This window comes from Candidatus Pantoea floridensis (genome assembly GCF_900215435.1).
Taxonomy (GTDB): domain Bacteria; phylum Pseudomonadota; class Gammaproteobacteria; order Enterobacterales; family Enterobacteriaceae; genus Pantoea; species Pantoea floridensis.
This window is the reverse complement of sequence record NZ_OCMY01000001.1, coordinates 1,032,226-1,054,385: the sequence shown is the minus strand read 5'-3', so window position 1 is coordinate 1,054,385 and position 22,160 is coordinate 1,032,226. Positions and strand designations below refer to the sequence as shown.

General features: G+C 53.8%; 18 protein-coding genes. All 18 read left to right on the top strand.

The features are described 5' to 3' along the window. Nucleotides 1-116: 116 nt before the first annotated feature. Nucleotides 117-842 (top strand): UMP kinase, encoded by a 726-nt coding sequence (gene pyrH / locus CRO19_RS05055; RefSeq protein WP_007893903.1) that lies wholly within the window; start codon nucleotides 117-119, stop codon nucleotides 840-842. A 143-nt stretch (nucleotides 843-985) separates the two neighbouring features. After that, a complete protein-coding gene (gene frr, locus CRO19_RS05050; protein WP_097097592.1) occupies nucleotides 986-1,543 on the top strand; it encodes a ribosome recycling factor in 558 nt (185 codons plus the stop codon). Nucleotides 1,544-1,663: 120 nt separating this feature from the next. Then, entirely contained in the window at nucleotides 1,664-2,866 is a 1,203-nt protein-coding gene (gene ispC / locus CRO19_RS05045) for a 1-deoxy-D-xylulose-5-phosphate reductoisomerase (RefSeq protein ID WP_176519198.1), read from the top strand. A 166-nt stretch (nucleotides 2,867-3,032) separates the two neighbouring features. After that, nucleotides 3,033-3,785, top strand: a complete 753-nt coding sequence (gene ispU / locus CRO19_RS05040; protein WP_097094874.1) for a (2E,6E)-farnesyl-diphosphate-specific ditrans,polycis-undecaprenyl-diphosphate synthase — start codon at nucleotides 3,033-3,035, stop codon at nucleotides 3,783-3,785. Nucleotides 3,786-3,803: 18 nt separating this feature from the next. Next, complete coding sequence (gene cdsA / locus CRO19_RS05035) at nucleotides 3,804-4,661, top strand: phosphatidate cytidylyltransferase (protein WP_097094873.1); 858 nt, start codon at nucleotides 3,804-3,806, stop codon at nucleotides 4,659-4,661. 12 nt (nucleotides 4,662-4,673) lie between these two features. Then, a complete protein-coding gene (gene rseP / locus CRO19_RS05030) occupies nucleotides 4,674-6,023 on the top strand; it encodes a sigma E protease regulator RseP (RefSeq protein WP_097094872.1) in 1,350 nt (449 codons plus the stop codon). A 51-nt stretch (nucleotides 6,024-6,074) separates the two neighbouring features. Further along, a complete protein-coding gene (bamA, locus tag CRO19_RS05020) occupies nucleotides 6,075-8,486 on the top strand; it encodes an outer membrane protein assembly factor BamA (RefSeq protein ID WP_097094871.1) in 2,412 nt (803 codons plus the stop codon). A gap of 95 nt (nucleotides 8,487-8,581) precedes the next feature. Next, nucleotides 8,582-9,082 carry an OmpH family outer membrane protein gene (locus CRO19_RS05015; RefSeq protein ID WP_097094870.1) on the top strand — a complete coding sequence of 167 codons (501 nt, stop codon included), beginning with the start codon at nucleotides 8,582-8,584 and terminating at the stop codon, nucleotides 9,080-9,082. Between the two features lie 3 nt (nucleotides 9,083-9,085). After that, nucleotides 9,086-10,111: a UDP-3-O-(3-hydroxymyristoyl)glucosamine N-acyltransferase gene (gene lpxD / locus CRO19_RS05010; protein ID WP_097094869.1), complete on the top strand. Its 1,026-nt coding sequence runs from the start codon at nucleotides 9,086-9,088 to the stop codon at nucleotides 10,109-10,111. Nucleotides 10,112-10,303: 192 nt separating this feature from the next. Further along, nucleotides 10,304-10,759 carry a 3-hydroxyacyl-ACP dehydratase FabZ gene (gene fabZ / locus CRO19_RS05005; protein ID WP_007893924.1) on the top strand — a complete coding sequence of 152 codons (456 nt, stop codon included), beginning with the start codon at nucleotides 10,304-10,306 and terminating at the stop codon, nucleotides 10,757-10,759. A gap of 3 nt (nucleotides 10,760-10,762) precedes the next feature. Beyond that, the gene (gene lpxA / locus CRO19_RS05000) at nucleotides 10,763-11,551 is read left to right on the top strand and encodes an acyl-ACP--UDP-N-acetylglucosamine O-acyltransferase (RefSeq protein WP_097094868.1); all 789 of its coding nucleotides are present in this window, start codon (nucleotides 10,763-10,765) and stop codon (nucleotides 11,549-11,551) included. Between the two features lie 3 nt (nucleotides 11,552-11,554). Next, the gene (gene lpxB / locus CRO19_RS04995) at nucleotides 11,555-12,703 is read left to right on the top strand and encodes a lipid-A-disaccharide synthase (RefSeq protein ID WP_097094867.1); all 1,149 of its coding nucleotides are present in this window, start codon (nucleotides 11,555-11,557) and stop codon (nucleotides 12,701-12,703) included. Beyond that, nucleotides 12,696-13,322 carry a ribonuclease HII gene (rnhB, locus tag CRO19_RS04990; RefSeq protein ID WP_097094866.1) on the top strand — a complete coding sequence of 209 codons (627 nt, stop codon included), beginning with the start codon at nucleotides 12,696-12,698 and terminating at the stop codon, nucleotides 13,320-13,322. The genes lpxB and rnhB overlap by 8 nt, the downstream gene beginning before the upstream one ends. A 31-nt stretch (nucleotides 13,323-13,353) precedes the next feature. Beyond that, nucleotides 13,354-16,836: a DNA polymerase III subunit alpha gene (gene dnaE / locus CRO19_RS04985; protein WP_097094865.1), complete on the top strand. Its 3,483-nt coding sequence runs from the start codon at nucleotides 13,354-13,356 to the stop codon at nucleotides 16,834-16,836. A gap of 12 nt (nucleotides 16,837-16,848) precedes the next feature. Continuing rightward, nucleotides 16,849-17,808: an acetyl-CoA carboxylase carboxyl transferase subunit alpha gene (gene accA, locus CRO19_RS04980; RefSeq protein WP_097094864.1), complete on the top strand. Its 960-nt coding sequence runs from the start codon at nucleotides 16,849-16,851 to the stop codon at nucleotides 17,806-17,808. A gap of 377 nt (nucleotides 17,809-18,185) precedes the next feature. Further along, the gene (locus CRO19_RS04975; RefSeq protein WP_097094863.1) at nucleotides 18,186-20,336 is read left to right on the top strand and encodes a lysine decarboxylase LdcC; all 2,151 of its coding nucleotides are present in this window, start codon (nucleotides 18,186-18,188) and stop codon (nucleotides 20,334-20,336) included. 75 nt (nucleotides 20,337-20,411) lie between these two features. Further along, nucleotides 20,412-20,801 carry a VOC family protein gene (locus tag CRO19_RS04970; protein WP_097094862.1) on the top strand — a complete coding sequence of 130 codons (390 nt, stop codon included), beginning with the start codon at nucleotides 20,412-20,414 and terminating at the stop codon, nucleotides 20,799-20,801. A 54-nt stretch (nucleotides 20,802-20,855) separates the two neighbouring features. Further along, nucleotides 20,856-22,157, top strand: coding sequence for a tRNA lysidine(34) synthetase TilS (gene tilS / locus CRO19_RS04965; protein WP_097094861.1), 1,302 nt, complete (start codon nucleotides 20,856-20,858; stop codon nucleotides 22,155-22,157). The last annotated feature ends 3 nt before the right edge of the window (nucleotides 22,158-22,160 follow it).

Sequence of the window (22,160 nt, the reverse complement as noted above, 5' to 3'; positions counted from 1 at the left end):
CTGCAATTTAGTACAGCACTTTCAGTCTCATCCCAATAGCTTTTCTCGCGTGCTTTACGGATGATCGACCAGATTTTATTTCTCCTTTTCATCATATCTTCCAGGAAGAATCGACCATGGCGACCAACGCAAAACCTGTATATCAACGTATCCTGCTAAAACTGAGTGGCGAAGCACTGCAAGGTGCCGAAGGTTTTGGTATCGACGCGAGCGTGCTTGACCGCATGGCGCAAGAGGTGAAAGAGCTGGTTGAACTGGGCATCCAGGTGGGTGTGGTTATTGGTGGCGGTAACCTGTTCCGTGGCGCAGGTCTGGCACAGGCCGGAATGAACCGTGTGGTCGGCGACCATATGGGCATGCTGGCAACGGTAATGAATGGCCTGGCAATGCGTGATGCGCTGCACCGTGCGTATGTCAATGCGCGTTTGATGTCGGCGATTCCACTGAATGGCGTGTGCGACAACTACAGCTGGGCAGAAGCGATCAGCCTGCTGCGTAATAACCGCGTCGTTATCTTTGCGGCCGGTACCGGCAACCCGTTCTTTACCACTGACTCTGCAGCCTGCCTGCGCGGTATCGAAATCGAAGCCGACGTGGTACTGAAAGCCACCAAAGTAGACGGCGTCTACTCTGAAGATCCGGTAAAAAATCCGGATGCAACGCTGTACGATCAGCTGAGCTATGCAGAAGTGTTGGATAAAGAGCTTAAAGTGATGGATCTCGCGGCGTTTACGCTGGCGCGTGACCATAAACTGCCTATCCGCGTCTTCAACATGAACAAGCCTGGTGCGCTGCGCCGCGTAGTGATGGGTGAAAAAGAAGGCACCCTGATTACGCATTAATACCCGACGCAGGTTAAAATAAGGTATATTCTTTTGCCGCGATGCTCTGTCATCGCGCAGCAATTAGGATGATCGATGTTTATCGATACCGCTTCCGGTTAGCCCGGAAATGGCCAGGTCAAACCGAATCCAAGGGTTTCAACGTGATTAACGACATTAAAAAAGATGCAGACACGCGCATGGAAAAGTGTGTGGATGCATTCAAAAACACCATCAGCAAAGTGCGCACCGGTCGTGCTTCGCCTTCACTGCTCGACGGCATTATGGTGCCTTACTACGGTACACCCACGCCGCTGCGTCAGGTGGCTAGCGTCACGGTAGAGGATTCACGTACGTTGAAAATCAACGTATTTGATCGCTCGCTGAGCGCCGCGGTAGAGAAAGCCATCATGTCTTCTGATCTGGGCCTGAATCCAAGCTCGGCCGGTAGCGACATTCGTGTGCCGCTGCCAGCGCTGACGGAAGAGCGTCGTAAAGATATGATCAAGATCGTCCGTGGCGAAGCTGAGCAGGGGCGTGTATCTGTCCGTAACGTCCGCCGCGACGCGAACGATAAGATCAAAGCGCTGCTGAAAGACAAAGAGATCAGCGAAGACGACGAACGTCGTTCGCAGGACGAGATCCAGAAAATGACCGATGCGCACATCAAAAGTGTGGATGCGGCATTGGCCGAAAAAGAAAAGGAACTGATGGATTTCTAACGCCATCATCTTCTTTTTAAAAACGCCGTTCAGAGACGAGATGTATTCGACTCTGGCGGCGTTTTACATTGTGTCCGGCGCTGTTGCGGTCACAGTCCACGACTTCACAGGGATAGCATGATGAAGCGATTAACTTTGCTGGGATCGACCGGCTCAATTGGCACCAGTACGCTGGCAGTGGTTGCCGCGAATCCTGAGCTGTATCAGGTAACTGCGCTGGTAGCTGGCCAAAATGTGGCGTTGATGGCTGAACAGTGCCAGCAATTCCAGCCACGCTATGCCGCGATGTCTGATGAGGCGTCCGCACAGGCGCTGCGTGAGCGACTGAAAGCACTCAACGTGAATACCGAAGTGCTCTCCGGCGTTCAGGCCGCGTGCGAACTGGCTGCGCTAGATGAGGTGGATCAGGTGATGGCGGCGATTGTTGGCGCCTCGGGTCTGCAACCTACCCTGGCGGCGATTCGCGCCGGTAAAACCGTGCTGCTCGCCAACAAAGAATCGCTTGTCACATGCGGCCGCCTGTTTATGGAGGCGGTGCGCCAACATCAGGCGCAGTTGCTGCCGGTGGATAGCGAGCACAATGCCATTTTTCAGAGTTTACCCGCTTCCATACAGCATCAGTTGGGGTACGCTGATCTGCGGGGGAATGGCATCGAGTCGATTCTCCTTACGGGATCGGGTGGTCCTTTTCGTGACACGCCATTAGCGGATTTAGCCGCGATGTCGCCAGATCAGGCATGTGCGCATCCGAACTGGTCAATGGGACGAAAAATCTCCGTTGATTCGGCCACCATGATGAATAAAGGTCTTGAATACATTGAAGCCCGCTGGCTATTTAATGCAACTGATGCGCAGATGGAGGTCATCCTGCATCCGCAGTCCGTTATCCATTCGATGGTGCGTTATTGCGACGGCAGTGTACTGGCGCAACTCGGTTCACCGGATATGCGAACGCCAATAGCGCACAGCATGGCTTGGCCAGCACGTATCTCTGCGGGCGTAACGCCGCTCGACTTCACTCGAATGAAGTCGCTGACGTTTGCCGAACCGGACTACGAGCGCTATCCCTGCCTAAAGCTCGCGATTGATGCCTGTGCCACAGGTCAGGCCGCTACGACGACGCTGAATGCAGCGAATGAAGTGGCGGTTGCGGCTTTTCTGCAGCACCAGATTCGCTTTACCGACATTGCCGCCATCAACAGCGAAGTGCTGGCATCCCTGACGTGTCAGGAGCCTGGCAGCATCGACGAGGTGATGGAGATTGATCGGTTAGCGCGCGCGCGTGCCAATGAATTGTTACCGCGCTTTCGTTTAGCAGGTTGATAGTTCCCGCTATTTGTTCGCTCTGGGTGAAAATGGTATAGTCGCTCGCTCGCGTTTCACAGCCCGACATTGTTTCGATGTCATCCGGTGTGTTTACCGGAGTTTGCTGCAGGCGCAATGTATTCAGAAACCACAGCATTTCTGATGAAAGGAATTATTACGCGTTATGTCGTCCAACAATCACAATACAATCGATGACGAGTCGTACTGCACGCCACGTCACGTGGCCATCATTATGGATGGTAATGGTCGCTGGGCAAAAAATCAGGGCAAACTGCGTATTTCAGGCCATAAAGCCGGGGTAAAATCAGTACGTCGGGCTGTTAGCTTCGCGGTCAGTCATAAACTGGAAGCGCTTACGCTGTATGCGTTCAGCAGTGAAAACTGGAGCCGTCCGGTTCAGGAAGTGACAGCGTTAATGGAGCTGTTTGTTTGGGCGCTCGACAGCGAAGTCAAAAGCCTGCACAAACACAATGTGCGTCTACGCATTATTGGTGATATCAGCCGTTTCAATAACCGTATTCAGGAACGCATTCGCCGCGCCGAGGAACTGACTCAGCAAAATAATGGACTAACTCTTAACATTGCTGCCAATTATGGCGGCCGTTGGGATATTATCCAGGGTGCCAGAAAACTGGCTGAACAGGTGCAGGAAGGTTTGCTGCGGCCTGACCAGATTACCGAAGAAAGCCTGGCTCCGTATCTATGCATGCAGGAGCTGGCGCCAGTGGATTTAGTGATAAGGACCGGGGGAGAGCATCGGATTAGCAACTTCCTGCTGTGGCAAATCGCCTATGCTGAGTTTTGGTTTACCGATGTTCTTTGGCCTGATTTTGATGAACACGTTTTTGAAGGTGCACTGAATGCATTCTCTACGCGGGAGCGACGCTATGGCGGTACTGCACCAGGCGGCGCCTAAGCAATTTGGGGGTAACCTTTGCTGAAGTCTCGTCTGATCACCGCGTTAATTTTGATTCCGCTGGTGATCGCTGCACTGTTCTGGTTACCGCTGTACGGTTTTGCGATCACCACCATCATCATCTGTATGCTTGCTGCCTGGGAATGGGGGCAGCTGGCGGGTATGAAGACGCGCCAGCAGCGTATCTGGCTGGCCGTGCTATGCGGCCTGTTGTTGTCCGCAATGCTCTTTAGCCTGCAACCCTACCAACGCAATCTGCACCAATTCCAGATGGAAGGCTCGCTTTGGGCCGCGCTGGGATGGTGGATTGTCGCGCTATTTTTAGTGCTGTTCTATCCCTCCTCTGCGGCGCTGTGGCGCTCATCGCGTCCGCTGCGTCTGCTATTTGGTCTCCTCACCGTGATCCCCTTCTTCTGGGGAATGATGGCGCTGCGTCAGTATCATTACGATACCGATCACTTCGCCGGTGCATGGTGGCTGCTGTTCGTTATGTTCATTGTCTGGGGCGCCGACTCCGGTGCTTATATGTTCGGTCGTTTGTTTGGCAAACATAAACTGGCACCTAAAGTCTCACCGGGTAAAACCTGGGAAGGTTTCTTTGGTGGCCTCCTGTCGTCTGCCCTTATTGCCTGGCTGTTTGCGCTATTAGCGCCACTGTCGATCGCGCCAGGCACGCTGATTATCTGCGCCGTGATTGCCACGCTGGCTTCGGTACTGGGCGACCTTACGGAAAGCATGTTCAAACGTGAAGCGGGCATTAAAGACAGCGGTAACTTGATCCCGGGGCACGGTGGTATCCTCGATCGTATTGATAGCCTGACTGCTGCGGTGCCGGTATTTGCCTGCCTGCTGCTGTTGGTGTTTCGCACCCTCTGAGGATAACAGGCGATGTTGAGTATACTCTGGAGTTTTGCCGCCTTTATCGTGGCGCTGGGCGTGCTAATTACGGTGCACGAATTTGGCCATTTTTGGGTCGCGCACCGTTGCGGCGTCAAGGTTGAACGTTTCTCGATTGGCTTTGGTAAGGCGCTGTGGCGTCGCACCGATCGTCAGGGCACTGAATATGTTATCGCGCTGATCCCCCTTGGCGGTTACGTCAAAATGCTGGATGAACGCGTTGAGAGCGTCCCCGCTGAACTTCGTCATCAAGCCTTCAACAACAAAACAGTGCTGCAGCGCGCTTCTATCATCGCAGCCGGTCCTATCGCTAACTTCATTTTTGCCATTTTCGCTTATTGGGTCGTTTTCATCCACGGCGTGCCGGGTGTACGCCCAGTGGTAGGTGAAATTCTGAACGGTTCCGTTGCCGCTGAAGCGCAAATTACCTCCGGCATGGAACTTAAAGCGGTAGATGGTATCGAAACGCCTGATTGGGATGCTGTGCGTATGGCGCTGATCGGCAAAATCGGTGACAGCGACGCCACGCTTACGGTCTCGCAATTTGGTCAAGAAGCTACGCAGCAAAAGCATTTAGATTTACGCGAATGGCAGTTTGAACCAGATAAACAGGATCCGGTGGTTGCTTTAGGTATTCGTCCACGTGGGCCGCAGATCGAAACGACCTTAGCTGAAGTTCAGGCAAACTCACCGGCAAGCAACGCTGGTTTGCAAGCGGGCGATAGGATCGTTAAAGTCGATGGTCAGCCATTGTCACAGTGGCAGGCTTTTGCGGCACAGGTGCGGGATAACCCGGGCAAAAACATGGCGCTAGATATTGAGCGCAACGGTGAACCTGTGGCGTTGACGCTGACGCCGGAAGCGAAACCGGGCAAAGAAGCGGAAGGATTTGCGGGGGTTATACCGCGCGTGATTCCGCTGCCCGATGAGTACAAAACGGTAAGGCAGTATGGACCTTTTGCGGCGATCGGCGAAGCCAGTGTAAAAACCTGGCAGCTGATGAAGCTGACAGTTTCCATGCTGGGCAAGTTGATAATCGGGGATGTGAAGCTGAATAATCTGAGCGGGCCAATTTCGATTGCGCAAGGTGCCGGGTTATCAGCAGAGTACGGGGTGATTTATTACCTGATGTTCCTGGCGCTCATCAGCGTCAATCTGGGCATCATTAACCTGTTCCCTCTGCCGGTTTTAGATGGTGGTCATCTGCTCTTTCTGGCGATCGAAAAGATCAAAGGTGGACCGGTGTCCGAGCGAGTTCAGGACTTTAGTTATCGCATTGGCTCAATTTTGCTGGTGCTGTTAATGGGGCTTGCACTTTTCAATGATTTCTCTCGTTTGTAATAGCTGGAACGCATACAGGCGCGGGATGTGTTAGGAAAACGCATAACAACGATGGCGATGAAAAAGTTGCTCATAGCGTCGCTGCTGTTTAGCAGCGCCACCGTTTACGGTGCAGACGATTTCGTAGTGAAGGACATTCATTTCGAAGGTCTACAACGAGTCGCCGTCGGCGCGGCTCTGCTCAGCATGCCGGTACGCGTCGGTGATACGGTGAATGACGATGATGTCAGAAATACCATTCGCTCACTGTTCGCCACCGGTAACTTTGAAGATGTGCAGGTTCTGCGTGATGGTAAAACCCTGATTGTTCAGGTGAAAGAACGTCCAACCATTGCCAACATCACTTTCTCCGGCAACAAAGCGGTGAAAGAAGATCAGCTGAAACAGAATCTTGAGGCTTCTGGCGTTCGCGTCGGCGAAGCGCTGGACCGCACCACGCTCTCTTCTATCGAGAAGGGGCTGGAAGATTTCTATTACAGCGTCGGTAAATACACCGCCAGCGTCAAAGCGATTGCCACGCCGCTGCCGCGTAACCGCGTTGATCTGAAATTCGTCTTCCAGGAAGGCGTTTCAGCGCAGATCCAGCAGATCAACATCGTGGGTAATAAAGCGTTTAGCTCTGACGAACTGATCTCGCGCTTCTCACTGCGCGATGAAGTGCCGTGGTGGAACGTGGTGGGCGATCGTAAATATCAGAAGCAGAAGTTAGCAGGCGATCTCGAAACCCTGCGCAGCTTCTATCTGGATCGCGGTTATGCGCGTTTCAACATCGATTCTACCCAAGTGAGCCTGACGCCAGATAAAAAAGGCATCTACATCACCGTCAACATCAACGAAGGCGATCAGTACAAAATTGCCGGCGTGATCGTGAACGGCAGCATGGCAGGGCACTCGGCGGAAATCGAACAGATGACCAAAATTCCATCGGGCGAGCTGTATAACGGCACCAAAGTCACCCAGATGGAAGATGACATTAAGAAATTGCTGGGTCGCTACGGTTACGCCTATCCGCGTGTCGTGACGCAGCCAGAAATTAACGATGCTGATAAAACCGTCAAGCTGCATATTAACGTGGATGCGGGCAACCGTTACTACGTGCGTAAAGTGCGCTTCGAAGGTAACGACACCTCAAAAGATTCCGTACTGCGCCGTGAAATGCGTCAAATGGAAGGTGCCTGGTTGGGCAGCGACCTTGTTGATCAGGGTAAAGAGCGTCTGAACCGGACGGGTTACTTCGAAACCGTCGATGTGGATACGCAACGCGTGCCGGGTGCGCCCGATCAGGTTGACGTGGTCTACAAGGTGAAAGAGCGTAATACCGGTACCTTTAACTTTGGTGTCGGTTACGGTACTGAAAGCGGGGTGAGCTTCCAGGTGGGTGTGACCCAGGAAAACTGGCTCGGCACCGGTAACACCGTGGGCATCAGCGGTACTAAGAACGATTACCAGACCTATGCTGAATTCTCGCTGACCGATCCGTACTTTACGGTCGATGGCGTGAGTCTTGGCGGTCGCCTGTTCTATAACGACTTCAAAGCGGATGACGCCGATCTTTCTGACTATACCAATAAAAGTTATGGTCTTGACGGGACGCTGGGCTTCCCGGTCAACGAAAACAATACGCTGCGCGTTGGTTTAGGCTATGTACATAACGACCTGTCCAATATGCGTCCTCAGATCGCAATGTGGCGTTATCTTGATTCAGTAGGTCGTCATCAGGGCTTGAATGATGACGGTGATTTCTCTGCAGATGACTTCACCTTCAACTACGGTTGGACGTACAACACCTTAGACCGCGGCTTCTTCCCTACGCGCGGTAACCGCACCAACCTGAACGGTAAAGTGACCATTCCAGGCTCCGATAACGCGTTCTACAAAGCGACATTGGACAGCCAGCAATATGTGCCGCTTAATCGCGATGGCACATGGGTGGTGTTAGGCCGTGGTCGTGTTGGATATGGTGACGGACTCGGTGGAAAAGAGATGCCGTTCTATGAGAACTTCTACGGCGGTGGTTCGAGCACGGTTCGTGGTTTCCAGTCCAATACCATTGGTCCTAAAGCAGCGTATCTGAACGATCATTCTTCTACCTGTAATCTGACTGACCCGAACGGCGTTTGTAAGTCGGATGATGCGGTAGGGGGTAACGCGATGGCGATTGCCAGCCTTGAGCTGATTACGCCAACGCCATTCCTGAGCGAGAAGTACGCGAACTCTGTACGTACCTCGGTGTTTATGGATGCCGGTACCGTTTGGGATACCAAATGGCAGAATACCGCAGAAACACGTGCTGCGGGTGTGCCAGACTACAGCGATCCAAACAACATTCGCGTCTCTGCCGGTGTGGCACTGCAGTGGATGTCGCCGTTGGGACCGCTGGTCTTCTCGTACGCCCAGCCAATGAAGAAAGTCGAGGGAGACAAGTCAGAGCAGTTCCAGTTTAACATTGGTAAAACCTGGTAAAGCTCTGAGCAGGGAAGTGAAAATACCGTCTTGCAGGCGTGTCGTTTAATAAGATGACACGCTGCAAACACACACGTTGAGGTAAGGAGTTTATAGTGAAAAAGTTGTTCTGTGCCGCTGCTCTGGGTGTTGCATTAGCTGCTTCTGCGGGTGCCCAAGCGGCTGATAAAGTTGCTGTTGTGAACCTGAGCCAGGTCTTCCAGCAGTCTCCACAGCGTGCCGCTGTTGCTAAGCAACTTGAGGGTGAATTCCAGAGCCGCGCCTCTGACCTCCAGTCTCAGCAGCAAAAGATCCAGCAAGAGATTCAGGATCTGCAGCGTAACGCATCGACCATGAAAGCAAGCGATCGTACGAAGAAAGAGAAGCAAATTTCTTCTGAGCGTGCTGCCTTTGAACAAAAAGCGCAGGCTTTTGACAAAGACAACCAGACTCGTCAGATGCAAGAACGTAACAAGCTGCTGGCTAAAATCCAGACAGCCGTTCAGTCTGTAGCGAAAAGCGGAGGATACGATCTGGTGCTGGACTCTCAGGCCGTTCTGTACTCTTCATCTGATGCTAAAGACATCACTGCTGACGTTGTTAAACAGGTTAAATAATTGATGTCATCAATTCGACTGGCTGATTTAGCCCAGCAGTTGGATGCAGAATTGCACGGAGATGGCGATATCGTCATCTCCGGCATTGCTTCTATGCAATCCGCCACAACTGGCCAAATCACTTTTCTTGCAAACAGCCGCTACCGCGAGCAGCTCGCTACTATTCAGGCTTCAGCCGTGGTGCTGACGGAAGCGGATCTGGAGTGGTGTAAAACGGCCGCCCTGGTGGTAAAAAATCCTTACTTAACTTATGCCCGCATGGCACAACTGCTGGACACAACGCCGCAGCCCGCGCAGAATATCGCGCCCAGTGCGGTGATCGATGCAACTGCTAAGCTGGGTAGGAATGTTTCGGTGGGTGCGAATGCGGTGATCGAGTCCGGCGTTGAGCTGGGTGACGACGTCGTTATTGGCGCAGGATGTTTTGTGGGTAAGCAGACGCGTATCGGTCGTGGTTCACGCTTGTGGGCTAACGTCACCCTTTATCACGAAATCCAGATTGGTCAGGATTGTCTGATTCAGTCCGGCACGGTCATCGGTGCCGATGGTTTCGGGTATGCTAACGATCGCGGTAACTGGGTGAAAATTCCGCAGCTGGGTACCGTAGTGATTGGCGATCGGGTGGAAATTGGCGCCTGTACCACCATTGATCGCGGCGCACTGGATAACACTCTGATCGGCAATGGTGTTATCATAGACAACCAGTGTCAGATTGCGCACAACGTTGTGATTGGTGATAACACCGCGGTTGCTGGTGGTGTGATCATGGCGGGTAGTCTGAAGATTGGACGTTACTGTATGATTGGCGGTGCCAGCGTCATTAACGGCCATATGGAAATCTGTGACAAAGTGACCGTAACGGGCATGGGCATGGTAATGCGCCCCATCACAGAACCAGGGGTATACTCGTCGGGTATTCCACTGCAACCCAACAAAAGCTGGCGTAAAACAGCAGCGCTGGTGATGAATATCGATGACATAAGCAAACGCTTAAAAGCCATCGAACGTAAGGTCGGCAAAGACGACTAAACGCATCCCACGCTATTCGCTTTCATAATAAAAAGCGTACTTTCTTTCCGCTCAGGGCAACCCGAGCGCGGCAGCAGGTATCTTAGGTAAGCGAAACGCCCCCGAACTGATTTGCGGCCTGCGGAAGATCATTTTGATCGGTGCAGGCCGTGTTATTGTTGCCATCAGATTTTTTAGGACAGGAAGAGTATTTTGACTACTGAAACGCATACTCTGAAAATTGAAGAGATTTTAGAACTGCTGCCACACCGCTATCCTTTCTTGCTGGTTGATCGCGTGCTGGATTTTGAAGAGCATAAATATCTGCGCGCGGTGAAGAACGTTTCTGTTAACGAACCGTTTTTCCAGGGACATTTCCCTGGTAAGCCGATTTTCCCAGGCGTTCTGATCCTGGAAGCGATGGCGCAAGCGACCGGTATTCTGGCGTTCAAAAGCGTTGGCAAACTGGAACCCGGTGAGCTCTATTACTTCGCCGGTATCGATGAAGCCCGTTTCAAACGTCCGGTTGTCCCGGGCGATCAGATGATCATGGAAGTGACATTCGAGAAAACCCGTCGTGGCCTGACGCGCTTTAAAGGCGTGGCAACCGTTGATGGCAAAATTGTCTGTGAAGCGACCATGATGTGTGCCCGTAGCCGGGAGGCATAATAAGTGATTGATTCAACCGCCAATATCCATCCCAGTTCTGTCATTGAAGAAGGTGCCGTCATCGGTGCCAATGTTCATATCGGCCCGTTTTGTTTTATCGGCGCTCATGTGGAAATTGGTGAAGGGACAGTACTTAAATCGCACGTAGTCGTAAACGGCCATACGCGAATCGGTAAAGACAATCAGATCTACCAGTTTGCTTCCATTGGTGAAGTGAATCAGGATCTGAAATATGCCGGTGAACCCACGCGCGTTGAAATTGGCGACCGCAACCGCATCCGCGAAAGCGTCACGGTTCATCGTGGCACGACTCAGGGCGGTAATGTGACGAAGATTGGCAGCGATAATCTGCTGATGGTGAATGCTCACATCGCGCATGATTGCGTGATTGGCAACCGCTGCATCTTTGCTAACAATGCCACGCTGGGTGGGCACGTTACCGTTGATGATTTCGCTATTATTGGCGGCATGACAGCGGTTCACCAGTGGTGCACCATTGGTGCTCACGTGATGGTTGGCGGTTGTTCAGGCGTCGCGCAGGATGTACCACCGTACGTCATTGCGCAGGGCAATCACGCAACGCCGTTTGGGATCAATATCGAAGGTCTGAAGCGTCGCGGCTTTAGCAAAGAAGCGCTGCATGCCATTCGCAATGCTTACAAGCTGCTGTACCGCAGCGGCAAAACGTTGGATGAAGTGAAGCCAGAGATCGAAGAGCTGGCGAAACAACACAGCGAAGTGCAACCTTTCTATGACTTCTTTGCTCGTTCAACGCGTGGATTGATTCGTTAATCCATGTCATCGCGTCCTCTAACGATTGCCCTGGTCGCCGGAGAAACCTCCGGCGATATTCTTGGTGCAGGCCTCATCCGTGCGTTAAAAGCACGCCATCCTGATGCTCGCTTTGTTGGCGTGGCCGGCCCGCTGATGCAAGCCGAAGGCTGCGAAGCCTGGTATGAGATGGAAGAGCTGGCGGTGATGGGCATTGTCGAAGTTTTGGGGCGCCTGCGCCGCTTGCTAAAAATTCGCCGCGATCTAACGCAGCGCTTTAGTGAACTCAAGCCCGATGTTTTCGTCGGCATTGATGCGCCGGATTTCAATATTACGCTGGAAGGCAATCTCAAGCGCGCGGGCATTCGCACGATTCATTACGTCAGTCCTTCCGTATGGGCGTGGCGTCAAAAGCGCGTGTTTAAAATTGGCCGCAACACCAATCTGGTGCTGGCCTTTTTGCCGTTTGAAAAAGCTTTCTATGACCGCTTTAACGTACCGTGCCGCTTTATTGGTCACACCATGGCCGATGCGATGCCGTTGCAGCCTGATAAGCTGGCGGCACGCCGCGAATTAGGCATCGCGGATGACGCGATTTGCCTTGGTTTGCTGCCGGGCAGCCGCGGTGCTGAAGTTGAAATGCTCAGCGCCGATTTTCTGCGCGCCGCACAGCTGCTTCGCCAGCGTTATCCGACGCTGGAAATCGTCGTGCCGCTGGTGAACGTCAAGCGCCGCGAACAGTTCGAGCAGATTAAAGCGGAGGTTGCACCGGAACTGCCGATGCATCTGCTGGATGGTAAAGGTCGTCAGGCGATGCTGGCCAGTGATGCCGCTATTCTTGCCTCCGGGACTGCCGCGCTAGAGTGCATGCTGGCAAAATGCCCAATGGTGGTCGGCTATCGCATGAAACCGTTTACCTTTTGGCTGGCAAAACGCCTGGTGAAAACACCGTATGTTTCGCTGCCTAATTTGCTGGCGGGGCGCGAGCTGGTGAAAGAGCTGCTGCAAGATGAATGCCAGCCTGAAGCCCTGGCTGCAGCGCTGGAGCCGTTGCTGCATGCCGGACCTGAACGCGAAGCGCTGCTGAACACGTTCACCGAACTGCATCAACAGATTCGCTGGAATGCCGACGAGCAGGCGGCGGATGCGGTGCTGGAGATCATCAATGGCTGAATTTATCTATCCCAACGCCCAGCTCATTGCAGGCGTTGATGAAGTCGGGCGCGGCCCACTGGTGGGTGCCGTCGTAACGGCTGCGGTGATTCTCGATCCCGCCAACCCAATTGTAGGGCTGGCGGACTCAAAAAAGCTCTCCGAGAAGCGCCGTTTAGCGCTGTATGACGAGATCAAAGAGAAGGCGCTGGCATGGAGTCTTGGCCGTGCTGAACCTGAAGAGATCGATCGGCTCAATATTTTGCACGCTACCATGTTAGCGATGCAGCGCGCGGTGGCGGGTTTACCCATCGTGCCGGATTTTGTGCTGATTGATGGCAACCGCTGTCCGGCATTATCCATGCCATCGCAGGCGGTGGTGAAGGGCGATAGTCTGGTGCAAGAGATTAGCGCGGCTTCGATTATCGCCAAAGTCACGCGCGATCGGGAAATGGCCGAGCTGGATCTGCTGTTCCCTCAATATGGTTTTGCGCAGCACAAAGGTTATCCTACTGCGCTGCACATGGAAAAGCTGACGCAGCATGGCGCCACACCTCACCATCGTCGCAGCTTTGCGCCGGTGCGTAATGCCCTGATTGATGCCGACGTGCTGGCCGCGCGCCAGCCAACTACGCTTTAATAGCCTGACGCTGTTTTAACCGGAAACTGATATGGCTGAACCTCGTTTTATACATCTGCGCGTCCATAGCGATTACTCCATGGTTGATGGTCTGGCGAAAACCGGACCTTTGGTCAAGAAGGCGGCTGCGCTGGGTATGCCGGCAATCGCGATTACCGATTACATCAACCTCTGTGGGCTGGTGCGTTTTTACGGCAGCGCGCACGGCGCGGGGATCAAGCCGATTGTCGGTGCTGACTTCCACGTCGCCAGTGAATTAATGGGCGACGAGCTGACGCAGCTAACCGTGCTGGCAGCGAATAATACCGGTTATCAAAATCTCACCCTGCTGATTTCGCGCGCTTATCAGCGCGGTTATGGTATTGCAGGGCCGATTATTGATCGTGACTGGCTGATTGAGTTAGGCGAAGGTTTGATCCTCCTGTCCGGCGGACGCCGTGGTGATGTCGGTCGTAGCTTGCTGCGCGGCAACAGTGCCATGGTGGCGCAGTGCCTGAGCTTCTATCAGGAACACTTCCCCAATCGCTATTACCTTGAGCTGATACGCACTGGCCGCGCCGATGAAGAAGCCTATCTGCACGCTGCCGTGGAGCTGGCGATTGCCGAAGGCGTGCCGGTCGTTGCCACCAATGAAGTCTGTTTCCTGAATGAAGAAGATTTTGATGCGCATGAAATCCGCGTAGCGATTCATGACGGCTATACGTTGGACGATCCGAAACGTCCGCGTCATTACAGTCCTCAGCAATATATGCGCAGTGAAGAGGAGATGTGCGAGCTGTTTTCGGACATCCCGGAAGCGCTGGAAAATAGCGTAGAGATTGCTAAGCGCTGTAACGTGACGGTGCGCCTCGGTGAATATTTCCTGCCGCAGTTCCCCACCGGAGAGATGAGCACCGAAGATTTCCTTGTGGCGAAATCGCGTGAAGGGTTGGAAGAGCGACTGGAATTTCTCTTCCCCGATGCCGCAGTACGCGCCGAGAAACGCGTGGAATATGACGAACGTCTGGAAATTGAACTTACCGTTATCAACCAGATGGGGTTCCCCGGTTACTTCTTGATCGTGATGGAGTTTATCCAGTGGTCGAAGGACAACGGCATTCCCGTTGGCCCAGGCCGCGGCTCGGGTGCGGGTTCGTTAGTGGCGTATGCGCTGAAGATTACCGATATCGATCCGCTGGAGTTTGACCTGCTGTTCGAACGCTTCCTTAACCCGGAACGTGTGTCGATGCCCGACTTCGACGTCGACTTCTGCATGGAGAAGCGCGATCAGGTTATCGATCACGTTGCCGAGATGTACGGGCGTGAAGCGGTATCGCAGATCATCACCTTTGGTACCATGGCGGCGAAAGCGGTAATCCGCGATGTTGGACGCGTGCTGGGTCATCCGTATGGTTTCGTCGATCGTATCTCCAAGTTGATCCCGCCGGATCCGGGCATGACGCTGGAAAAAGCCTTCCTGGCGGAACCGCAGCTGCCGGAGATCTATGAGGCAGACGAAGAGGTTAAAGCGCTGATTGACATGGCGCGCAAACTGGAAGGTGTCACGCGTAACGCCGGTAAACATGCCGGTGGTGTGGTGATTTCGCCGACTAAGATTACCGATTTTGCCCCGCTGTACTGCGATGAGAACGGACAGTTCCCGGTTACCCAGTTTGATAAGAATGACGTGGAGTACGCCGGGCTGGTGAAGTTTGACTTCCTCGGCCTGCGTACGCTCACCATCATCGACTGGGCGCTGAAGATGATTAACCCGCGCCGTGAAAAGCAGGGTCTGCCGCCAATTGATATCGCCGCCATCCCGCTGGATGACAAGAAAAGCTTCGACATGCTGCAACGCTCGGAAACCACTGCGGTGTTCCAGCTTGAATCGCGCGGCATGAAAGATCTGATCAAACGTCTGAAGCCTGACTGCTTCGAAGACATGATCGCACTGGTGGCGCTGTTCCGTCCGGGTCCACTGCAATCCGGCATGGTCGATAACTTCATTGACCGTAAGCACGGCCGCGAAGAGATCTCCTATCCGGATATTCAGTGGCAGCACGAAACCCTGAAGCCGGTGCTGGAGCCGACCTACGGCATCATTCTGTACCAGGAACAGGTGATGCAGATCGCACAGGTGTTGTCCGGCTATACGCTGGGTGGCGCAGATATGTTGCGTCGTGCGATGGGTAAAAAGAAACCGGAAGAGATGGCGAAGCAGCGTTCGGTGTTCCAGGACGGGGCGGAGAAGATGGGCGTCGACGGCGAACTGTCGATGAAAATCTTCGATCTGGTAGAGAAGTTTGCGGGTTATGGCTTCAACAAGTCACACTCCGCGGCTTACGCATTGGTTTCCTACCAAACGCTGTGGCTGAAAGCGCACTATCCGGCAGAGTTTATGGCGGCGGTAATGACCGCCGATATGGATAACACCGAGAAAGTGGTCGGTTTGGTGGATGAGTGCTGGCGCATGGGCCTTAAAGTGCTGCCACCTGACATCAACTCAGGCCTCTATCCGTTCCACGTTAATGATGAAGGTGAGATCGTTTACGGCATCGGCGCGATCAAAGGCGTGGGCGAAGGCCCGATTGAAGCGATCATTGATGCGCGTAACGAAGGCGGCTACTTCAAAGAGCTGTTCGATCTCTGTGCGCGCACTGACACCAAGAAGATCAACCGTCGCGTGATGGAAAAACTGATCATGTCGGGGGCGTTTGATCGTCTGGGGCCGCATCGTGCGGCGTTGATGAGTGCGCTTGGCGATGCGTTAAAAGCCGCCGATCAGCACGCCAAAGCCGAAGCCATCGGCCAGGCCGATATGTTTGGTGTGCTGGCAGAAGAGCCGGAGCAGGTGGAGAAATCCTACGCCAGCATCACGCCCTGGCCAGAGCAGGTTCAGTTGGATGGCGAACGTGAGACGCTCGGTTTGTATCTTACCGGCCATCCGATTAATCAGTATTTGAAAGAAATTGAGCGTTACGTCGGCGGCATGCGGCTGAAAGACATGCATCCGACAGATCGTGGTAAAGTAACCGTTGCAGCGGGGCTGGTGATTGCCGCCCGGGTGATGGTGACTAAGCGCGGCAACCGAATTGGTATTTGTACGATTGACGATCGTTCTGGTCGTCTTGAAGTGATGTTATTTACCGATGCGTTAGATAAATACCAGCAGTTGCTGGAGAAGGACCGTATCCTGATCGTCAGTGGACAGGTCAGCTTTGATGACTTTAGCGGTGGCCTTAAAATGACCGCCAGAGAAGTTATGGACATCGACGAAGCGCGGGAAAAATACGCGCGCGGACTTGCTATCTCGCTGACGGACAGGCAAATTGATGACCAGCTTTTAAACCGTCTCCGCCAGTCTCTGGAGCCTCATCGCTCCGGGACCATTCCGGTGCATCTCTACTATCAGAGAGCCGATGCGCGGGCGAAGCTGCGCTTTGGTGCAGCGTGGCGAATTTCGCCCAGCGATCGTTTACTCAACGATTTGCGGTCGTTAGTAGGATCGGAGCAGGTGGAACTGGAGTTTGACTAAAACAGGAACATTATGAGTCTTAATTACCTGGATTTTGAACAGCCAATCGCAGAGCTTGAAGCGAAAATCGACTCGTTAACATCGATTGGTCGTTCGGATGAAAAACACGATATTAATTTGGATGAAGAAGTGCAGCGTCTGCGCGAAAAAAGCGTCGAGCTGACCCGTAAAATCTTCTCTGATTTAGGCGCCTGGCAAGTGGCGCAGCTTGCGCGTCATCCGCTGCGTCCTTATACACTGGACTATATCCGCAACGCGTTTGATGATTTCGACGAACTGGCTGGCGATCGTGCTTACGCCGATGATAAAGCGATTGTCGGCGGTATTGCGCGCTTAGACGGTCGTCCAGTAATGGTCATTGGTCACCAGAAAGGTCGCGAAACTAAAGAGAAAATCCGCCGTAATTTCGGTATGCCAGCACCAGAAGGTTACCGTAAAGCGCTGCGTCTGATGGAAATGGCTGAACGCTTCAAGATGCCGCTGATCACCTTCATCGACACGCCGGGTGCGTATCCGGGCGTGGGCGCAGAAGAGCGCGGCCAGTCTGAAGCGATTGCCCGTAACCTGCGCGAAATGTCTGGCCTGAAAATTCCGGTGATTTGTACCGTCATTGGTGAAGGCGGTTCCGGTGGGGCGTTGGCTATCGGCGTGGGTGACAAGGTGAACATGCTGCAGTACAGCACTTATTCGGTGATTTCACCGGAAGGCTGTGCGTCAATTCTGTGGAAAAGCGCCGATAAAGCGCCGTTAGCTGCAGAAGCGATGGGCATCACCGCTGAGCGCTTAAAAGAGCTGAAACTGATCGATTCCATCATTCCAGAACCGCTGGGTGGTGCGCATCGTCATCCGCTGGACATCGCTGCCAGCCTCAAGCAGCAGCTGTTGGCGGATCTGGCCGATCTTGATGTGCTGAGCACCGAAGAGTTGCTCAACCGTCGTTATCAGCGCCTAATGAATTACGGCTACGCTTGATACATTAGGCTTAGCAAGAAGCGGACCTCGGTCCGCTTTTTTTATGCCTGTAGGTTAGCCATTTATGGCTACCTGGTTCGACAATTTTGCTGTGACTTCGGAGCCAGGTCCAGTAAAGCTCAGCCCGATCGCAAAGAATACCTGCATCCATGCAGATCGGCCTCGCCGTACCTGGCTCGGACGCTTCGCTCTTCGGGCTGGTCTTTCCTGTACCCTCTAGCTTTATCATGGCTTTAGCATCGGATCTGCACACATTGTAGCGGCGCGATTTATCGCGCTTTATTTGCATCGAAACTCAACAGCAGAGCATTCCAGGTCCATCCTTGTCCGCTTTTCGCTATCCTTATTCAGTGCCACAACACCACAGGAGGTGAGCAGTGAATATTATTGCGATCATGGGACCGCACGGCGCTTTCTACAAAGATGAGCCTATTCGCGAACTGGATGCCGCACTGAAACAGCAGGGCTTCCAAACCGTTTATCCCAATAATGCCAGCGACCTGGTGAAACTGATCGAACACAATCCGCGCATCTGCGGCGTGATTTTCGACTGGGACGAATACAGTCTGGCGCTATGTAGCGACATCAATCAGCTCAACGAATATCTGCCGCTGTACGCCTTCATCAACACCCATTCACAAATGGATGTCAGCATCAACGAGATGCGTATGGCGCTGCACTTCTTTGAGTACGCCTTAAGCGCAGCCGACGACATCGCATTGCATATCCGTCAGTACACCGATGAGTACATCGATAACATTACGCCGCCGCTGACGAAAGCCCTCTTCACCTACGTCAAAGAGGGCAAATACACTTTCTGCACGCCTGGTCATATGGGCGGTAGTGCCTTCCAGAAAAGTCCGGTCGGCAGCCTGTTCTATGATTTCTTTGGCTCGAACACCTTAAAAGCCGATGTTTCGATTTCGGTAACAGAATTGGGTTCGTTACTCGACCACACCGGTCCGCATCTGGAAGCGGAAGAGTATGTCGCGCGCACCTTTGGTGCTGAGCAAAGCTACATGGTGACCAACGGCACCTCGACCTCAAACAAAATCGTCGGCATGTACGCGGCTCCCGCCGGCAGCACGGTATTGATTGACCGTAACTGCCATAAATCGCTGACCCATTTACTGATGATGAGCGATATTATCCCGATCTGGCTCAAGCCGACGCGTAACGCGCTAGGCATTCTTGGTGGTATCCCGCAGCGTGAATTTACGCGCGACAGCATTCAGCAAAAGGTCAACGCCACGCCGCGCGCCAGTTGGCCTGTGCATGCGGTGATCACCAACTCAACTTACGATGGCCTGCTGTATAACACGCAGTTCATCAAGCAAACGTTGGATGTGCCGTCGATTCATTTCGATTCAGCATGGGTGCCGTACACCAATTTCCATCCGATCTATGCGGGAAAAAGCGGCATGAGCGGCGATCGTATTCCCGGCAAAGTGATCTATGAAACGCAATCGACGCACAAACTGTTGGCGGCGTTCTCGCAAGCTTCGCTGATTCACATCAAAGGCGATTACGACGAGCACACTTTCAACGAAGCCTACATGATGCACACCACCACATCGCCGAGCTACGCGATCGTGTCATCGATTGAAACGGCGGCCGCGATGCTGCGCGGCAATCCGGGCAAGCGGCTGATCAATCGGTCTGTTGAGCGTGCGCTGCATTTTCGCCGTGAGATTCAGCGCTTACGCGAAGAATCCGATGGCTGGTTCTTTGATATCTGGCAGCCCGAGCGAGTCGATCAAGCTGAATGCTGGCCGATCCAGCCGGGCGAAGACGACTGGCACGGCTTCACCAACGCCGACCGCGATCACATGTATCTCGATCCGATCAAAGTCACCATCCTGACGCCGGGCATGAGTGAGCTCGGAAAGATGGCGGAAGAGGGCATTCCCGCCGCGCTGGTGGCGAAATTCCTCGACCAGCGCGGCATCGTGGTGGAGAAAACCGGACCCTACAATTTGCTGTTCCTGTTCAGCATCGGTATCGATAAAACCAAGGCGATGAGCGTGCTGCGTGGTCTTACCGAATTTAAGCGCGCCTACGATCTCAATCTGCGGGTAAAAAACATGCTGCCGGATCTCTACGCTGAAGATCCCGATTTCTATCGCAATATGCGTATTCAAACGCTGGCGCAGGGGATTCATCAGCTGATTCTGCAACACGATCTGCCGCGTCTGATGCTGAAGGCATTTGACGTGCTGCCTGAGATGAAAATGACACCGCATCAGGCCTTTCAGCGTCAGGTAAAAGGCCAGGTTGAAACCGTTGATATTGGCGAGCTGGTGGGACGTATCTCGGCCAACATGATTTTGCCATACCCACCAGGCGTGCCGGTCGTGATGCCGGGCGAGATGATCACCGAAGAGAGCCGTTCAGTGCTCGATTTTCTGCTGATGCTCTGTACCATCGGGCGCCATTATCCCGGCTTCGAAACCGATATCCACGGCGCGACGCTGACCGAAGATGGCCGCTATCTGGTGCGCGTATTGCGTGAAGAAGACGATCGCTAACTTAGGATAATCCCCTCTTTCCATTGCCGCTTTTGCCACGTAGGGTAAGCGGCTGATGTGACAACCGGAGCCGCTATGCTACAGATTAAACAGATCCACCACATTGCCATTATTGCCACCGATTACCAGCGCAGTAAGGCGTTTTACTGTGACGTGCTGGGCTTTGAACTTTTGGGTGAATATTATCGCGCCGAGCGCGACTCCTGGAAAGGCGACCTCGGCCTGAATGGGGTTTACACCATTGAGCTTTTCTCATTCCCATCACCACCTCCGCGCGTCAGCGGGCCGGAAGCCTGTGGCCTGCGCCATTTAGCATTTTGCGTGGATGATGTTGAGCAGTCGATTGCCGCGCTGGCGGAAAAAGGCGTGATGTGCGAACCGATTCGTATCGATGCGCTAACTGGCAAAGCCTGCACCTTTTTCCCCGATCCGGACGGTTTGCCGCTGGAGCTGTATCAGGCGTAAACTAGCGTCCGCCGCGAGCCGCAATTCGGTGGCTCGCTTGGACGGAACGCGCTCATGTCTTTATCTCATCTTGCTTCGCTGCTGACACCCGACGCCCGCTGTGTGCTGGCGTTCAGTGGCGGACTCGATTCAACCGTGCTGCTGCATCAGTTGGTCTGCTGGCAAGGTCAGCAGCCGCAGCTGCGCGTGCGTGCGTTACATGTTCATCATGGCTTAAGCCCCAATGCTGATAGCTGGGCGCAACATTGCCAGCAGATTTGCCAGCAGTGGCAGATTCCTTGTGAGATTCTGCGTGTACAGGTTGATGGCCGCCACAATGGCATTGAAGCGGCAGCACGCGAGGCGCGCTACCAGGCGCTGTTTCAGCAGCTACAACCCGGTGAGCACTTACTTACTGCGCAGCACCTCGACGATCAGGCGGAAACGCTGCTGCTGGCGTTAAAACGCGGCAGCGGACCGGCCGGTTTGGCGGCGATGCCGTCGCAGCGCAGCGTTGGCGATCGCGTGCACCTGCGCCCGTTTCTCGATATCCCTCGACAGCAGCTGGAAGCCTACGCCGCGGAACATCATCTGCGCTGGATTGAAGATGAAAGTAACGCTGATAGCCGCTATGACCGCAACTTCCTGCGCCAGCAGATTTTGCCGCTGCTGCAGGCGCGCTGGCCACATTTCAGTGCCGCCAGCGCACGTAGTGCCGCACTCTGTGGCGAGCAGGAGCAACTGTTGGATGAGCTGCTGGCGGAACAGTTGCTGCAGCTTACCGATGGGCGCGGTGCCCTGCATTTCCCGCCGTTGATCACCATGAGTGAAGCGCGGCGCCATGCGCTGTTACGCCGCTGGATTGCCCAGCAGGGCGGCGCAATGCCCTCGCGCGAGGCGCTCAAACGTATTACCGATGAAGTCATCAACAGCCGTGAAGATGCCAGACCTTGCCTGCGTTTTGGCGCATTTGAGCTGCGCCGCTATCGCCAGCAACTCTACTGGCTAAGGCCGCAGCCATCGCTGAGTCAGCACTCGCTAACCTGGCAAGACCGCAGCCAGCCGCTCGATTTACCGGCAGATTTAGGCGCGCTACAGGCGAACGGAGACGTTGCCGCGTTACGACAGCCTGATGCGGATGAAGAGATCACTATTCGCTTCAAGGCACAAGGCTATTATCACCTGCTGGGTCGCGCGGGTGGCCGCGAGATCAAAAAGCTGTGGCAAGAGTTGGGCGTTGCGCCCTGGCAACGCGAACGTATCCCCTTGATTTACTACAACCTGACGCTCATTTGCGCGCCGGGACTGTTTATTACGCGCGAAGGCGCAGCCAGTAATAAGCAAGGCTGGCAGGCGATCTGGTTACCACAACAATAAAAT

What these genes read in the sequence shown, in the direction of transcription:
- rnhB (WP_097094866.1), top strand. Translation starts at nt 12,696, where the DNA reads ATGGCTGAATTTATCTATCCCAACGCCCAGCTCATTGCAGGCGTTGAT.
- ispU (WP_097094874.1), top strand. Translation starts at nt 3,033, where the DNA reads ATGTCGTCCAACAATCACAATACAATCGATGACGAGTCGTACTGCACG.
- dnaE (WP_097094865.1), top strand. Translation starts at nt 13,354, where the DNA reads ATGGCTGAACCTCGTTTTATACATCTGCGCGTCCATAGCGATTACTCC.
- CRO19_RS04970 (WP_097094862.1), top strand. Translation starts at nt 20,412, where the DNA reads ATGCTACAGATTAAACAGATCCACCACATTGCCATTATTGCCACCGAT.
- ispC (WP_176519198.1), top strand. Translation starts at nt 1,664, where the DNA reads ATGAAGCGATTAACTTTGCTGGGATCGACCGGCTCAATTGGCACCAGT.
- lpxD (WP_097094869.1), top strand. Translation starts at nt 9,086, where the DNA reads ATGTCATCAATTCGACTGGCTGATTTAGCCCAGCAGTTGGATGCAGAA.
- rseP (WP_097094872.1), top strand. Translation starts at nt 4,674, where the DNA reads ATGTTGAGTATACTCTGGAGTTTTGCCGCCTTTATCGTGGCGCTGGGC.
- pyrH (WP_007893903.1), top strand. Translation starts at nt 117, where the DNA reads ATGGCGACCAACGCAAAACCTGTATATCAACGTATCCTGCTAAAACTG.
- lpxB (WP_097094867.1), top strand. Translation starts at nt 11,555, where the DNA reads ATGTCATCGCGTCCTCTAACGATTGCCCTGGTCGCCGGAGAAACCTCC.
- tilS (WP_097094861.1), top strand. Translation starts at nt 20,856, where the DNA reads ATGTCTTTATCTCATCTTGCTTCGCTGCTGACACCCGACGCCCGCTGT.
- accA (WP_097094864.1), top strand. Translation starts at nt 16,849, where the DNA reads ATGAGTCTTAATTACCTGGATTTTGAACAGCCAATCGCAGAGCTTGAA.
- bamA (WP_097094871.1), top strand. Translation starts at nt 6,075, where the DNA reads ATGGCGATGAAAAAGTTGCTCATAGCGTCGCTGCTGTTTAGCAGCGCC.